Consider the following 14,029-nt stretch of genomic DNA (forward strand, 5'->3'; position numbering starts at 1 on the left):
AAGCCACTCGCCTCAGTCCAACAGGTCCAGTTGCAAGTGCTCGGCCACTGCCTCGGCCGTAACGGCCTTGAGTTTCGGCACACGCCCCAGGCACGGTGCCGGGAGGCGCTCAGCCAGGGTAGCCAGGTTTTCTTCCAGCCGCGAGGTCTTCGGGTCGATGATGTTGGCCACCCATCCCGCCAGTTGCAAACCGTCCCGGGCAATCGCTTCGGCGGTCAACAGGGCATGGCTGATACACCCCAGGCGTACACCGACCACCAGGATCACCGGCAGCTTCAATGCGATGGCCAGGTCCGACAGATTGTCCTGATCCGCCAGGGGTACGCGCCAGCCACCAGCGCCTTCGATCAGGGTGAAGTCCGCCTGCATGCCCAGAATCTGCCGCATCGGCGCCAGCAACGACTGCACCGTCAGCGCCACGCCCGCCTCTCGCGCCGCCAGATGCGGGGCAATGGCCGGCTCGAAGGCCATCGGATTGACCTGTGCATAGGTCAGCGGCAGCGAACACTGCGCCAGCAAGGCCAGCGCATCGGCGTTGCGCAGGCCTTTAGGTGTCACATCGCAACCGGACGCGACCGGCTTGCCCGCCGCCGTGCTCAAACCCGCCGAACGCGCCGCATGCAGCAGCCCCGCAGCGACCGTGGTTTTACCGACATCGGTATCCGTGCCGGCGATGAAATAGGCTGCGCTCATAAGGGTTTCTCCAAAACGGCGTACACCACTTGATAAGTCGCCGGCAGTCCCTGGGCCTGACGAAACTGTTCGTAAGCCTCGATCAAACCCAAAATCCGCGCCCGGCCGGTCAAGCCACCCGGCCGCCCGGGATTGAGATTGTGCGCACCCAACGCCTTGAGTTCATGGGTCAGGCTGCGCACATCCGGGTAATACAGCACGTGCGCAAGGTTTTGCAGACTGACCACCCTCAAGCCGCTGGCCGCACACAGTTGTTGATAAACACCAAACTCCCGGAAGCGGTTGACGTGCACCATGCCGTCGACTTCGCGCCAGCTGTCGCGCAATTCAAACAACGTCCCTACACACAGACTAGCAAACGCGAAAATGCCGCCCGGTTTCAGTACTCGAAAGGCTTCACTGAGCACCGAGTCGAAGTCTGCGCACCACTGCACCGCCAGGCTGGAGAAGATCAGGTCGCAAGACGAATCCTGCAGTGGTAGTCGCTCGGCATCGCCGGCCACGAAGTATGTGGCACCGCCCAATGGCCGGGCGTGGTTGAGCATGCCCTCGGCAATGTCCAGCGCCACCCCGTGGCTGCCCGGAAATTGCTCACCCAGGGCACGACTGAAATGCCCGGTGCCACAGCCCAGGTCCAGCCAGCGCTGCGGTACGAAGTCCTGCGGCAAGTGCCCGAGCAATTGGCTGCCCACATCACGCTGCAACTCGGCCACGCTGTCGTAGCTTGCTGCCGCGCGGGAGAATGAGGCTGCTACCTGGCGCTTGTCGGGCAAGGCGCCGGGCAGGTTGGGAAGGGATAAATCAGTCATCGCCGGACTCATGCAAAAAGGCCTGGATCGCCCCCGCCACACCGTGGGGATCCTCCAGGAGAAACACGTGGCTGGCCTGTTCAATCAGACCGATTTCGACATCCGGCAGCAATGCCAACAACTCGCCCGCCGCTTCCACCGGCACCAGCCCATCGAGGCCGGCGAACAGATGCAACTGCGGACCGCGGAACGAATGCAGCGCCTGTCGTGTATCCAGTTGCGCGAGCACTTGCAGACCACTCAGCAACACCGGCGCAGCGGTGTTCGGGGCACCGCCGAGCAACAACCGCGACAATCCGCGTGGGTCTTCGGCGCCTTGGGCACAAAGCAGTGAAAAGCGTTTCAAGGTCGCGCGCGGATCGGCTTCACATCCCGCCAGAAACGCATCGAAGGTTTCCCCGGACATGGCGCTTGTCCATTGATCATGAGCGACAAAAGAAACGTTGCTGGCCAGGGTGAACACACCACAGCAGCGATCGCCACGCCGGGCCGCCAATTCGCAGGCGAGCATGCCGCCCAATGACCAACCGCCCAGCCACACGTCTTGCGGCAAGGTCGAATCAAGCTCATCGAGCCACTCTTCAAGATCGCTCGACGCCAGCTCTGGCAACGGCTCGATCTCGACGCGCAGGTGCTCATCCAGGCCACGCAAGGCCGCCGCCAGAGGCTCCAGCGGTGAAACGCCAAGGCCCCAGCCGGGCAGCAGAATCAGACGATCACGCATGGCTTGGCTCCGGCTTCAGTTGTTGAAAACAATCGGCCAGTCCGTTTAACAATAGCTGTACCTGGGCCTCACTGTGGGCAGCCGTCAACGTGACCCGCAGCCGGGCACTGCCGGCGGGTACGGTCGGCGGGCGAATCGCGGTCACCATCAACCCGCGTTCACGCAGCATTTGCGAAAGGCGCACCGCTCGCCCCGCGTCACCGATCATGATCGGCTGGATCGGCGTGAAGCTGTCCATGAGTTCCAGGCCAATCTGCTCGGCACCTTTGCGGAACTGGCGGATCAGCGTCTGCAAATGCTCGCGGCGCCAGTGTTCGCTGCGCAGCAGTTCCAGGCTTTTCAACGTGGCGCAGGCCAGCGCGGGGGGCTGGCTGGTGGTGTAGATGTAGGGGCGGGCGAACTGGATCAGGCTTTCGATCAGCTCTTCGCTGCCAGCCACAAAGGCACCTGCCGTACCGAATGCCTTGCCGAGGGTGCCGACCAGCACCGGAACGTCATCCTGGCTCAAGCCAAAGTGTTCGACGATGCCGCCACCGTTGGCACCCAGCGGTCCAAAACCATGGGCATCGTCGACCATCAACCAGGCGCCTTTGGCCTTGGCTTCTCGGGCCAGCGCCGGCAAGTCGGCAAGATCACCGTCCATGCTGAACACGCCGTCGGTGACCACCAGTGTATTGCCGGTGGCTTTTTCCAGGCGCTTGGCCAGGCTCGCCGGGTCGTTGTGCAGATAACGATTGAATCGCGCGCCGGACAACAGCCCCGCGTCGAGCAGCGACGCATGATTGAGCCGGTCTTCGAGCACCGTATCACCCTGCCCCACCAATGCCGTGACCGCACCGAGGTTGGCCATGTAGCCGGTGGTGAACAGCAACGCCCGCGGGCGACCGGTCAGGTCGGCCAACGCTTCTTCCAGGGCATGGTGCGGGGAACTATGGCCGATGACCAGATGCGATGCCCCTCCGCCGACACCCCACTTCGAAGCGCCGGCACGCCAGGCTTCGATCACTTGCGGATGATTGGCCAGGCCCAGGTAGTCGTTGTTACAGAACGCCAGCAACGGCTGGCCATCGACCACCACTTGCGGCCCCTGCGGGCTTTCAAGCAGCGGGCGCTGGCGGTAGAGGTTTTCGGCACGACGGGCGGCAAGGCGTGCGGCGAGATCGAAAGACATGCAGGCCTCGAAGTTCAGATCACAGAAATCAAAATGAATGCGATCCCTGTGGGAGCGAGCTTGCTCGCGATGGCGGCGTCACATTCAACATTGATGTCGACGGACCTGACGCAATCGCGAGCAAGCTCGCTCCCACAGTGTTTTGCATTCCAGCCAGAGAAGTCGGTGGAAGACTCAAACAGCCGCGTTGTAAAACTGCTCGCTGCTCTTCTGCTCCACCAGCGCCTGCTCGATAGCTGCCTGATGCACCTCATCGGCGTGCTCTTCGCGGGCTTCCGGCAGGATGCCCAGACGCGAGAACAGTTGCATGTCCTTGTCGGCCTGCGGGTTGGCGGTGGTCAGCAGTTTGTCGCCGTAGAAAATCGAGTTGGCACCGGCGAAGAACGCCAGGGCCTGCATCTGCTCGTTCATGGCTTCGCGGCCGGCGGACAGGCGCACGTGGGATTGCGGCATCAGGATGCGCGCGACGGCGAGCATGCGGATGAAGTCGAACGGATCGACGTCGTCGGCATTTTCCAGCGGCGTACCGGCGACTTTCACCAGCATGTTGATCGGCACCGACTCCGGATGCTCAGGCAGGTTGGCCAACTGGATCAGCAGGTTGGCGCGGTCGTCCAGCGACTCGCCCATGCCCAGAATGCCGCCGGAGCAGATCTTCATCCCCGAATCACGCACGTACGCCAGGGTTTGCAGGCGTTCGCTGTAGGTGCGGGTGGTGATGATGCTGCCGTAGAACTCCGGCGAGGTATCGAGGTTGTGGTTGTAGTAGTCGAGGCCGGCCTTGGCCAGCGCTTCGGTCTGCTCCTGATCCAGGCGACCGAGGGTCATGCAGGTTTCCAGGCCCATGGCTTTCACGCCTTCGACCATCTTCAACACGTACGGCATGTCCTTGGCCGACGGATGCTTCCACGCCGCGCCCATGCAGAAGCGGGTCGAACCGATGGCCTTGGCGCGAGCGGCCTCTTCGAGGACCTTCTGCACCTCCATCAGTTTCTCTTTTTCCAGGCCGGTGTTGTAGTGACCGGACTGCGGACAATATTTGCAATCTTCCGGGCAGGCGCCGGTCTTGATCGACAGCAGGGTCGACACCTGGACGCGGTTGGCGTCGAAATGCGCACGGTGCACCGTCTGCGCCTGGAACAACAGGTCATTGAATGGCTGAACGAAGAGTGCTTTGACTTCGGCCAAAGTCCAGTCATGACGCAGGGTGGCAGTGGTGCTGGCGCTCATGGGCGTTTCCTTTGAATTATGCTTTGGCAGTCGGCTGGGTAATGGAGTTTCACAGCCGCTTCACAGATGTTTCGGCATATTTAAGGAAGAGCGATGCGCTGTCAACCACGATACGAAGGACCGGTTTACATCTGGTTAAAAAACAAACAATCATGCCTTTTGTGCGATGAAACCGCCGACGGCATCCCTCCTGTCTGCACGGCCTGCGAAATCGAGTTGCCCTGGCTCGGTGATCACTGCCTGACCTGCGCCCTGCCGCTCCCGGCCGCAGGACTGACCTGCGGCCATTGCCTGAAGCAGCCACCGGCCTTCGAACAAGTGATTGCGCCCTGGACCTACAGCTTTCCGGTAGACAGCCTGATCACCCGCTTCAAACACAACGCCAAGTGGCCGTTTGGTCGCCTGCTCGCCGAACTTCTTGCTCAATACCTGCAACATCGCTTCGAAGACGATCTGCTGCGACCCCAGGCGCTGATCCCGGTGCCGCTGGCCAATCGGCGCCTGCGTCAGCGCGGGTTCAATCAGGCGGCGATGCTGGCTCACTGGTTGAGTGCGAGTCTCGATATCCCTTGCGACGAACGGTTGCTGCTGCGCACTCAAGACACCGACGCCCAACAGGCATTGAACGCCGAAGCCCGCCTAAGGAACCTGCGCAATGCTTTCGCCCTGGCACCCGGCGCGGTCGTCAAAGGCCGGCACCTGGCTCTGGTCGACGACGTACTGACCACCGGAGCCACGGCCCAGGCCCTGGCTCGCCTGTTGATGGACGCCGGGGCGGCGAGGGTCGACGTCTATTGCCTGGCCCGCACGCCCAAACCCGGCGAGACACCCTGACTTGACTCGCGCGGCCCAAGCGACCAACGTCCTCACCATCGTCACCACCCAAAGCGACTTGTCATGTCTTTGCCAACCTTGCTGTCCCAGCACATTGTCCGCCGTCCGCAGCGCATCGCCCTGCTGCAGCACATCGCCGAACAAGGCTCGATCACCCGCGCGGCCAAAAGCGCGGGCTTGAGCTACAAGGCTGCCTGGGATGCGATCGATGAGCTGAACAACCTGGCGCAGAAGCCGCTGGTGGAGCGGATTGTCGGCGGCAAGGGCGGCGGCGGTGCGCGCCTGTCCAACGAAGGCGAGCGGGTGTTGCGCCTGTACCAGAAGCTGCAAGCCTTGCAGGCCCAAGTGCTGGAAGCAGCTGAAGACGCGAGCGATCTGGATCTGCTCGGGCGCCTGATGCTGCGCACCAGCGCGCGCAATCAGTTGCACGGCAAGGTGATTGCGATCGAACCTCAGGGGCGCAACGACCTGATTCGCCTCGAAGTCGCCGAAGGCGTGATCGTCGCCGCGCAAATTACCCACGACAGCACCGAGCGCCTGGAACTGCAAATCGGCACTGAAGTCGTGGCATTGATCAAGGCCGGCTGGCTCGACGTGCTGCAAATCGACTCTGTCGAAACGCCTGAAAACAATTGCCTCAGCGGCATCATCGAAAAAATTCTCGACGCCGACGACGGTCCCAGCGAAGTGCGCATCACCCTGCCCAACGGCCTGACTCTATGCGCCTTGGCCGAACCGAGTCATCTGCGAGCATCGGGGCTGACGTGCGGCAAACCGGTGCGCGTGGAGTTTTCGCCGTCCAGGGTTCTGCTGGGCACACCGCTGTAAGCAGAACTGCAACAAAAGGTTCATGACTCATCTTTAAGGTGTCTGCAAAATCCGCAGGGAGCCTGAAATGAGCCTATTAGAAGAAAACCAGTCCACCGACCTCGAAACCATGGTCGGCCTCAGCCGTCGCGGCTTCATCAGCGCAGGTGCCCTGTGCGGCGCGGCGATGTTCCTTGGCGGCAACCTGCTGAGCCGCAGCGTGATGGCCGCCAGTGTCAGTGCCGGCAACAGCCAGTTGCTGGGTTTCGACAGCATTGCCGCCGCCACCAGCGACACCATCACCCTGCCACCGGGCTACAAGTCCTCGGTGCTGATCAGCTGGGGCCAGCCCCTGCACAAGGACGGTCCGGCGTTCGACCCGAGCGGCAACGGCAGCGCCGAACATCAGGAAGTCCAGTTCGGCGACAACAACGACGGCATGAGCCTGTTCGAATTTCCGGGCGAAAAAGACCGGGCGCTGATGGCGATCAACAACGAATACACCAACTACCGCTACCTCTACGCCCACGGCGGCATGCCGCAATCGGCGCAAGAAGTGCGCAAGGCGCTGGCCTGCGAAGGTGTGTCGGTGATTGAAGTGCAGCGCAAGAACGGCCAATGGCAATTCGTCCAGGGCTCACGCTACAACCGCCGCATTCACGGCAACGCACCGATCACCCTGAGCGGCCCGGCCGCCGGACATGCCCTGCTCAAAACCAGTGCCGATCCGCACGGCAAGAACGTCCTGGGCACCTTCCAGAACTGCGCCAACGGCAAGACGCCGTGGGGCACCTATCTGACCTGTGAAGAGAACTTCACCGACTGCTTCGGCAGCAGCAACGCCGAGCAGAAGTTCGAGCCGGCGCAAAAACGCTACGGCGTGGTGGCCACCAGCAAAGAAATGAACTGGCACCAGCACGACGAGCGCTTCGACATGGCGAAGAACCCCAACGAGCTCAACCGTCACGGCTGGGTGGTGGAGATCGATCCGTTCGATCCGAAATCGACGCCGGTCAAACGCACGGCCCTGGGCCGCTTCAAGCACGAAAACGCCGCACTGGCCGAAACCGGCGACGGTCATGCCGTGGTGTACATGGGCGACGATGAACGCGGTGAGTTCATCTACAAATTCGTCAGCCGCGACAAGATCGACCACAAGAACCCCAAGGCCAACCGTGACATTCTCGACCACGGCACCCTGTACGTGGCGCGGTTCGATGCTGGCGACAGCAACGTCGATCACCCGAAAGGCCAGGGTGAATGGATCGAACTGACCCACGGCAAAAACGGCATCGACGCCAGTAGCGGTTTTGCCGATCAGGCCGAAGTTTTGATTCACGCGCGTCTCGCCGCCAGTGTGGTGAAAGCCACGCGCATGGACCGCCCGGAATGGATCGTGGTCAGCCCCAAGGATGGCCAGGTCTACTGCACGCTGACCAACAACGCCAAACGCGGCGAAGACGGGCAACCGGCGGGCGGGCCGAACCCGCGCGAAAAAAACGTCTACGGCCAGATCCTGCGCTGGCGCACCGAGCGTGACGATCACGGCTCGAAAACCTTTGCCTGGGACCTGTTCGTCGTCGCCGGTAATCCGGGGGTTCACGCCGGCACACCAAAAGGCGGATCATCGAACATCACGCCGCAGAACATGTTCAACAGCCCTGACGGCCTGGGCTTCGACAAGGCCGGACGCTTGTGGATTCTCACCGACGGCGATTCGAGCAACGCCGGAGACTTTGCCGGCATGGGCAACAACCAGATGCTCTGTGCCGATCCGGTAACCGGCGAGATTCGTCGCTTCATGGTTGGCCCGGTAGGTTGTGAAGTGACGGGAATCAGCTTCTCGCCAGACCAGAAAACCCTGTTTGTCGGGATTCAGCATCCGGGTGAAAACGGCGGTTCTACCTTCCCCGAGCACCTGCCCAACGGCAAGCCGAGGTCTTCGGTGATGGCGATTTCGCGGGAAGATGGCGGGATCGTCGGCGCCTGACAGCCCCTCATCGCGAGCAGGCTCGCTCCCACAGGATTGGCGCGATTTCAAATCTGGCGCATGACCTGTGGGAGCGAGCTTGCTCGCGATGGCGGCAGCCCAGACAGCACACATCCACTAAAACCGCGCCGTCTGCGCTACCATGCCTGGCCGGACGCAGCAGCCTGCTGCGCGCAGGAGTCAGCATGGCCCACCCGTTTGAAACCCTCACACCAGACCTCGTGCTCGATGCCGTCGAAAGCATCGGCTTTCTCAGCGACGCGCGCATCCTGGCGCTCAACAGCTACGAGAACCGTGTCTATCAGGTCGGTATCGAAGACGCCGAGCCGCTGATCGCCAAGTTCTACCGGCCGCAACGCTGGAGCAACGAAGCGATTCTGGAAGAGCACCAGTTCACCGCCGAACTCGCCGACTGCGAGGTGCCGGTCGTGGCGCCGTTGATCCACAACGGTGAAACCTTGCACGAACACAACGGTTTCCGTTTCACCCTGTTCCCCCGCCGTGGCGGTCGAGCACCGGAGCCGGGCAACCTCGACCAACTCTATCGCCTGGGCCAGTTGCTCGGGCGCCTGCATGCGGTCGGCTCGACCCGACCGTTCGAGCACCGTGAAGCGCTGGCGGTAAAAAACTTCGGCCATGACTCGCTGGCCACATTGCTCGACGGCAACTTCATCCCCCGCAGCCTGCTGCCGGCCTACGAGTCAGTGGCCCGCGATCTGCTCAAGCGTGTGGAAGATGCCTACAGCAACACGCCGCACCAGAACATCCGCATGCACGGTGACTGCCACCCCGGCAACATGATGTGCCGTGACGAGATGTTCCATATCGTCGACCTCGACGACTGCCGCATGGGCCCGGCAGTGCAGGACATCTGGATGATGCTCGCCGGCGATCGTCAGGATTGCCTGAGCCAGTTGTCGGAACTGATGGACGGCTACAACGAATTCCACGACTTCGATCCCCGTGAACTGGCCTTGATCGAACCGTTGCGCGCCCTGCGCCTGCTGCATTACAGCGCCTGGCTCGCCCGCCGCTGGGACGATCCTGCCTTCCCCCGCAGTTTTCCGTGGTTCGGCACCGAGCGTTATTGGGGTGATCAAGTGCTGGCCTTACGCGAGCAGTTGGCGGCGCTCAACGAAGAGCCCCTGAAACTCTTCTAACCCCACCCGAAACCCTGTGGGAGCGAGCTTGCTCGCGATGACGGCAGCAAATTCAACATTGCTACAAGCTGATCCACCGCTATCGCGAGCAAGCCCGCTCCCACAGGTTGTCCGTGTTCACAAATGTCCTACCTATTCAGTCAGGACATTCGCAGACAAATCTCCTTACAATCCTCTCTTTGTTAGCTGCCTAAGCAAGGATTCTGCATGCAAGCCGCCAACCCGCGTCGCGGGTACATTCTGGGCCTGAGTGCCTATATCATCTGGGGGCTTTTCCCCCTCTACTTCAAAGCCATCGCCAGCGTGCCCGCAGTGGAAATCATCATCCACCGGGTGCTGTGGTCGGCGCTGTTCGGCGCCTTGTTGCTGATGGTCTGGAAGCATCCCGGCTGGTGGCGCGAGCTGCGGGAGAACCCCAAGCGACTGGCGATCCTGGCCCTGAGCGGCGCACTGATCGCGGCCAACTGGCTGACCTACGTCTGGTCGGTGAACAACGGCCGCATGCTGGAGGCAAGTCTCGGTTACTACATCAACCCCTTGGTGAACGTGTTGCTGGGCATGCTGATCCTCGGCGAACGGCTGCGGCGCATGCAATGGATTGCCGTCGGCCTGGCGGCGGTGGGTGTGGCGCAGCAGGTCTGGCAAGTCGGCAGTCTGCCGTGGGTGTCGTTGGTGCTGGCCCTGACCTTCGGTTTCTATGGCCTGATTCGCAAGCAGGCACCGGTCAAGGCGCTGCCGGGGCTGGTGGTGGAAACGTGGATGCTGGTGCCGATTGCCCTTGGCTGGTTGCTGCTCAATCCGACGGCCAGCAGCGCCCAGGCCGAATTCTGGACCACTTCCCAAGCCTGGTGGCTGGTCGCCGCTGGTCCGATCACGCTGGTGCCGCTGGTCTGCTTCAACGCTGCTGCACGGCATTTGCCCTACACGACACTGGGGTTTCTTCAGTACCTGGCGCCAACCCTGGTTCTGCTGCAAGCCGTTCTGCTGTTTGGCGAGCACCTGTCGTCCAGTACCTTGGTAGCGTTCATGTTTATCTGGGCCGGTCTGGCGGTTTACAGCATCGATGCGTGGATAAGTTTGCGCCGCCGCAGCTGATCAAAAAACACACAAAACCCTACAGGCCACGTCTCCCGTGGCCTGCATCATTCCTTCCCAAGGTTATCCACAGCGTGATCCCCGCCGATTGTGCGCAAGTGGCTGAAACTGCTGGTTTTTTGATCAGATCATGAAGAACCCCGGTCGGCGTGGCCTGGCGGGGTGTCTCTACAGGTTACCCACAGGCCGGTGCACGTTTAACTTGGATAACCTGATCAGGGATCACTGCGTAGCACCAACTCGACCATCAGATCGTCCGCCAGGGTTTCCAGGCGCGATTGCAGCACGTCCAGCGACAGCGTCAGCGGGACCGCGAGAATCGCCTCGGCATGGAACAACGGCTCGCTGCTCATCGGGGCCGGGCGCACTTCGGTGACCAGCCGTTCCAGACTCACCCCCTGCTCGCTCAACAAGCGTGTGATGTCACGCACGATCCCCGGACGATCATTTCCCACCAGTTCCATGGCGATCGGCTTCCAGGTGCAGGATTGTTCGATGCTGCTTTCGGCGACCAACACGCGAATGCCTTGGGCGGACAGGCCCTGCAGGGCCGCGACCAATTCATCGTAGGCCTCGGCCGGCACGCCCACCCGCAGAATCCCGGCGAATTGCCCCGCCATGCGCGACATGCGGCTTTCCAGCCAGTTGCCGCCGTGCTCGGCAATGCATTGGGCAATGCGCTCGACTTGCCCGGGCTTGTCCGGAGCAAAAACAGTGAGTACGAGGTGGTCCATGGCGCAGCCCTCCAGTCATGACTTTTGTTATAGAGAACCAAGTATAGGCAAGGGGAACATTGTGGCGAGGGGGCTTGCCCCCGTTCGGCTGCGCAGCAGTCGCAAAATGAGCGGATGTAATTTTTCGTGGTACATGCACGGGAGCGGCTTCGCCACTCAATGGGGGCAAGCCCCCTCGCCACAAAAACAGGCACCCCATAGCAGAGCACCAAAGATAATGTGTACAACTTTTGATATTTAACTGGAACAATCCAATAGTTTTTTGAGAACATCACGCTCCCCGACGTGACCGCAATGCGTCATGGGGTCGCAGAACGACGTAATTAGTCTAATTTTCACAACCGCAATTCATCATGTAGTATGCCGCAGCGCGCACTACATAACGTTGGATCGATGTCTGCCGCAGGCACGTTCGCAACCCTGAAAGCCCTGTCAGCAAGGCCCCAAGCCGTTGATTGGTCCCAACCCAGCCGCCTGTCATGGGCATGTACTGGTAGAGGGGTTTGTGGTTTAAATGGCCAGAGGCTTCATTGTTAAATTGAAGAGCTGAAAAGCGAAATAGCTGAGCAGAGTGAGGCAAGCAATGACTGAACACGTTCAAGTCGGTGGCCTGCAGGTCGCCAAAGTCCTGTTCGACTTCGTGAACAACGAAGCCATTCCCGGTACCGGCCTCACCGCCGATAAGTTCTGGGCCGGTGCCGACAAGGTCATCCATGACCTGGCACCGAAGAACAAAGCCCTACTCGCCAAACGCGATGATTTCCAGGCTCGTATCGATGCCTGGCACCAGGAACGTGCAGGTCAGGCGCACGACGCCGTGGCCTACAAAACTTTCCTGCAAGACATCGGTTATCTGCTGCCAGAAGCGGCCGATTTCCAGGCAACGACGCAAAACGTCGATGAAGAAATCGCCCGCATGGCCGGTCCACAACTCGTGGTGCCGGTGATGAACGCCCGCTTCGCTCTCAATGCTTCGAACGCCCGCTGGGGTTCGCTGTACGACGCGCTCTACGGCACCGATGCCATCAGCGAAGCTGACGGCGCGGAAAAAGGCAAAGGCTACAACAAGATTCGCGGCGACAAGGTCATCGCCTTCGCCCGCGCCTTCCTCGATGAAGCGGCGCCACTGGCAGCCGGCTCCCACGTCGACTCCACCGGCTACAAGATCGTCGACGGCAAACTGGTGGTCGCCCTCAAAGGCGGCAGCAACACCGGCCTGCGCAACGATGCGCAACTGATCGGCTTCCAGGGCGATGCCGCTGCACCGACCGCGATCCTGCTGAAAAACAACGGCCTGCATTTCGAAATCCAGGTCGACGCCAGCACCCCGGTCGGCCAGACCGACGCGGCCGGCGTCAAAGACATCCTGATGGAAGCCGCGCTGACCACCATCATGGACTGCGAAGACTCGGTTGCCGCAGTCGATGCCGATGACAAAGTGGTGATCTACCGCAACTGGCTCGGCCTGATGAAGGGCGATCTGTCGGAAGAAGTCGCCAAGGGCGGTCAGACCTTTACCCGCACCATGAACGCCGACCGCACCTACACCGCCGTCGATGGCAGTGAACTGAGCCTGCACGGTCGTTCGTTGCTGTTCGTGCGCAACGTCGGTCACCTGATGACCATCGATGCGATCCTCGACAAAGACGGTAACGAAGTGCCTGAAGGCATTCTCGATGGCCTGGTGACTTGCCTGGCATCGATGCACAACCTGAACGGCAACACCTCGCGCAAAAACACCCGCACCGGCTCGATCTACATCGTGAAGCCGAAGATGCACGGCCCGGAAGAAGCGGCGTTCACCAACGAGCTGTTCGGTCGCATCGAAGACGTGCTGGGCCTGCCCCGCAACACCCTCAAAGTCGGGATCATGGACGAGGAGCGTCGTACCACGATCAACCTCAAGGCCTGCATCAAGGCGGCGAGCGAGCGCGTGGTGTTCATCAACACCGGTTTCCTCGACCGCACGGGCGATGAAATCCACACCTCCATGGAAGCCGGCCCGATGGTGCGCAAGGCGGACATGAAGGCGGAAAAATGGATCGGCGCCTACGAGAACTCCAACGTCGATATCGGTCTGAGCACCGGCCTGCAAGGTCGCGCACAGATCGGTAAAGGCATGTGGGCCATGCCGGACCTGATGGCGGCGATGCTCGAACAGAAAATCGCTCACCCGATGGCCGGTGCCAACACCGCCTGGGTACCCTCGCCGACCGCTGCTGCCCTGCACGCGCTGCACTACCACAAGGTTGACGTGTTCGCCCGTCAGGCCGAACTGGCCAAACGTGCCCATGCTTCGGTAGACGACATCCTGACCATCCCGCTGGCGGTCAACCCGCAGTGGACCGCCGAACAGATCAAGAACGAACTGGACAACAACAGCCAGGGCATTCTCGGTTACGTGGTGCGCTGGATCGACCAGGGTGTCGGCTGTTCGAAAGTGCCGGATATCAACGACGTCGGCCTGATGGAAGACCGTGCAACGCTGCGTATTTCCAGCCAGCACATCGCCAACTGGCTGCGTCACGGCATCGTCACCGAAGAGCAAGTGATGGAAAGCCTCAAGCGCATGGCGCCGGTGGTTGACCGTCAGAACGCCGGCGACGCGCTGTACCGTCCGCTGGCCCCGAACTTCGACAGCAACATCGCCTTCCAGGCGGCGGTCGAACTGGTGGTCGAAGGCACGAAGCAGCCGAACGGCTACACCGAGCCGGTCCTGCACCGTCGTCGTCGCGAGTTCAAGGCTGCCAATGGCCTGTAACTGAGCGTCTGCGCCGGACAT

Annotated in this window: 12 protein-coding genes; 6 read left to right on the forward strand and 6 right to left on the reverse strand. The window is 61.4% G+C overall.

The genetic code is table 11. The annotated features are described in order from the left end of the window. Positions 1 to 12: 12 nt before the first annotated feature. The 5 genes from bioD to bioB all read right to left on the reverse strand — a co-directional run bounded on the left by bioD (position 13) and on the right by bioB (position 4,627). Positions 13 to 693, reverse strand: coding sequence for a dethiobiotin synthase (bioD, locus tag PSJE_RS17175; RefSeq protein ID WP_090451781.1), 681 nt, complete (start codon positions 691 to 693; stop codon positions 13 to 15). Further along, complete coding sequence (gene bioC, locus PSJE_RS17180) at positions 690 to 1,502, reverse strand: malonyl-ACP O-methyltransferase BioC (RefSeq protein ID WP_090451783.1); 813 nt, start codon at positions 1,500 to 1,502, stop codon at positions 690 to 692. The genes bioD and bioC overlap by 4 nt, the downstream gene beginning before the upstream one ends. Continuing rightward, the gene (locus PSJE_RS17185; RefSeq protein ID WP_057713028.1) at positions 1,495 to 2,226 is read right to left on the reverse strand and encodes an alpha/beta fold hydrolase; all 732 of its coding nucleotides are present in this window, start codon (positions 2,224 to 2,226) and stop codon (positions 1,495 to 1,497) included. Before PSJE_RS17185 ends, bioC begins: the two co-directional genes overlap by 8 nt. Continuing rightward, the gene (gene bioF, locus PSJE_RS17190; protein ID WP_090451785.1) at positions 2,219 to 3,397 is read right to left on the reverse strand and encodes an 8-amino-7-oxononanoate synthase; all 1,179 of its coding nucleotides are present in this window, start codon (positions 3,395 to 3,397) and stop codon (positions 2,219 to 2,221) included. The genes PSJE_RS17185 and bioF overlap by 8 nt, the downstream gene beginning before the upstream one ends. 174 nt (positions 3,398 to 3,571) lie before the next feature. Next, positions 3,572 to 4,627 (reverse strand): biotin synthase BioB, encoded by a 1,056-nt coding sequence (gene bioB / locus PSJE_RS17200; RefSeq protein ID WP_090451787.1) that lies wholly within the window; start codon positions 4,625 to 4,627, stop codon positions 3,572 to 3,574. A 93-nt stretch (positions 4,628 to 4,720) separates the two neighbouring features. On the opposite strand from bioB, the gene PSJE_RS17205 reads away from it, so the two are divergent. The 5 genes from PSJE_RS17205 (at position 4,721) to rarD (ending at position 10,513) form a co-directional block, all read left to right on the forward strand. Further along, a complete protein-coding gene (locus PSJE_RS17205; RefSeq protein WP_090451789.1) occupies positions 4,721 to 5,461 on the forward strand; it encodes a ComFC family protein in 741 nt (246 codons plus the stop codon). Positions 5,462 to 5,524: 63 nt separating this feature from the next. Then, complete coding sequence (locus tag PSJE_RS17210) at positions 5,525 to 6,289, forward strand: TOBE domain-containing protein (RefSeq protein WP_090451791.1); 765 nt, start codon at positions 5,525 to 5,527, stop codon at positions 6,287 to 6,289. Between the two features lie 67 nt (positions 6,290 to 6,356). After that, complete coding sequence (locus tag PSJE_RS17215; protein ID WP_090451793.1) at positions 6,357 to 8,258, forward strand: PhoX family protein; 1,902 nt, start codon at positions 6,357 to 6,359, stop codon at positions 8,256 to 8,258. A gap of 185 nt (positions 8,259 to 8,443) precedes the next feature. Further along, entirely contained in the window at positions 8,444 to 9,418 is a 975-nt protein-coding gene (locus PSJE_RS17220; RefSeq protein WP_057713022.1) for a serine/threonine protein kinase, read from the forward strand. A 207-nt stretch (positions 9,419 to 9,625) separates the two neighbouring features. After that, positions 9,626 to 10,513, forward strand: coding sequence for an EamA family transporter RarD (rarD, locus tag PSJE_RS17225; RefSeq protein WP_090451795.1), 888 nt, complete (start codon positions 9,626 to 9,628; stop codon positions 10,511 to 10,513). Between the two features lie 215 nt (positions 10,514 to 10,728). Here the strand turns inward: rarD and PSJE_RS17230 are convergent, their stop codons facing one another. After that, entirely contained in the window at positions 10,729 to 11,247 is a 519-nt protein-coding gene (locus PSJE_RS17230) for a glycine cleavage system transcriptional repressor (RefSeq protein WP_057713020.1), read from the reverse strand. 583 nt (positions 11,248 to 11,830) lie between these two features. Between PSJE_RS17230 and PSJE_RS17235 the strand changes: the two genes are divergently transcribed. Beyond that, positions 11,831 to 14,008 carry a malate synthase G gene (locus PSJE_RS17235; RefSeq protein ID WP_090451797.1) on the forward strand — a complete coding sequence of 726 codons (2,178 nt, stop codon included), beginning with the start codon at positions 11,831 to 11,833 and terminating at the stop codon, positions 14,006 to 14,008. Positions 14,009 to 14,029 lie beyond the last annotated feature (21 nt).

This window comes from Pseudomonas jessenii (assembly GCF_002236115.1).
In the GTDB taxonomy this organism is placed as follows: domain Bacteria; phylum Pseudomonadota; class Gammaproteobacteria; order Pseudomonadales; family Pseudomonadaceae; genus Aquipseudomonas; species Aquipseudomonas jessenii.

What these genes read in the sequence shown, in the direction of transcription:
- bioD (WP_090451781.1), bottom strand. Translation starts at nt 693, where the DNA reads ATGAGCGCAGCCTATTTCATCGCCGGCACGGATACCGATGTCGGTAAA.
- bioC (WP_090451783.1), bottom strand. Translation starts at nt 1,502, where the DNA reads ATGACTGATTTATCCCTTCCCAACCTGCCCGGCGCCTTGCCCGACAAG.
- PSJE_RS17185 (WP_057713028.1), bottom strand. Translation starts at nt 2,226, where the DNA reads ATGCGTGATCGTCTGATTCTGCTGCCCGGCTGGGGCCTTGGCGTTTCA.
- bioF (WP_090451785.1), bottom strand. Translation starts at nt 3,397, where the DNA reads ATGTCTTTCGATCTCGCCGCACGCCTTGCCGCCCGTCGTGCCGAAAAC.
- bioB (WP_090451787.1), bottom strand. Translation starts at nt 4,627, where the DNA reads ATGAGCGCCAGCACCACTGCCACCCTGCGTCATGACTGGACTTTGGCC.
- PSJE_RS17205 (WP_090451789.1), top strand. Translation starts at nt 4,721, where the DNA reads ATGCGCTGTCAACCACGATACGAAGGACCGGTTTACATCTGGTTAAAA.
- PSJE_RS17210 (WP_090451791.1), top strand. Translation starts at nt 5,525, where the DNA reads ATGTCTTTGCCAACCTTGCTGTCCCAGCACATTGTCCGCCGTCCGCAG.
- PSJE_RS17215 (WP_090451793.1), top strand. Translation starts at nt 6,357, where the DNA reads ATGAGCCTATTAGAAGAAAACCAGTCCACCGACCTCGAAACCATGGTC.
- PSJE_RS17220 (WP_057713022.1), top strand. Translation starts at nt 8,444, where the DNA reads ATGGCCCACCCGTTTGAAACCCTCACACCAGACCTCGTGCTCGATGCC.
- rarD (WP_090451795.1), top strand. Translation starts at nt 9,626, where the DNA reads ATGCAAGCCGCCAACCCGCGTCGCGGGTACATTCTGGGCCTGAGTGCC.
- PSJE_RS17230 (WP_057713020.1), bottom strand. Translation starts at nt 11,247, where the DNA reads ATGGACCACCTCGTACTCACTGTTTTTGCTCCGGACAAGCCCGGGCAA.
- PSJE_RS17235 (WP_090451797.1), top strand. Translation starts at nt 11,831, where the DNA reads ATGACTGAACACGTTCAAGTCGGTGGCCTGCAGGTCGCCAAAGTCCTG.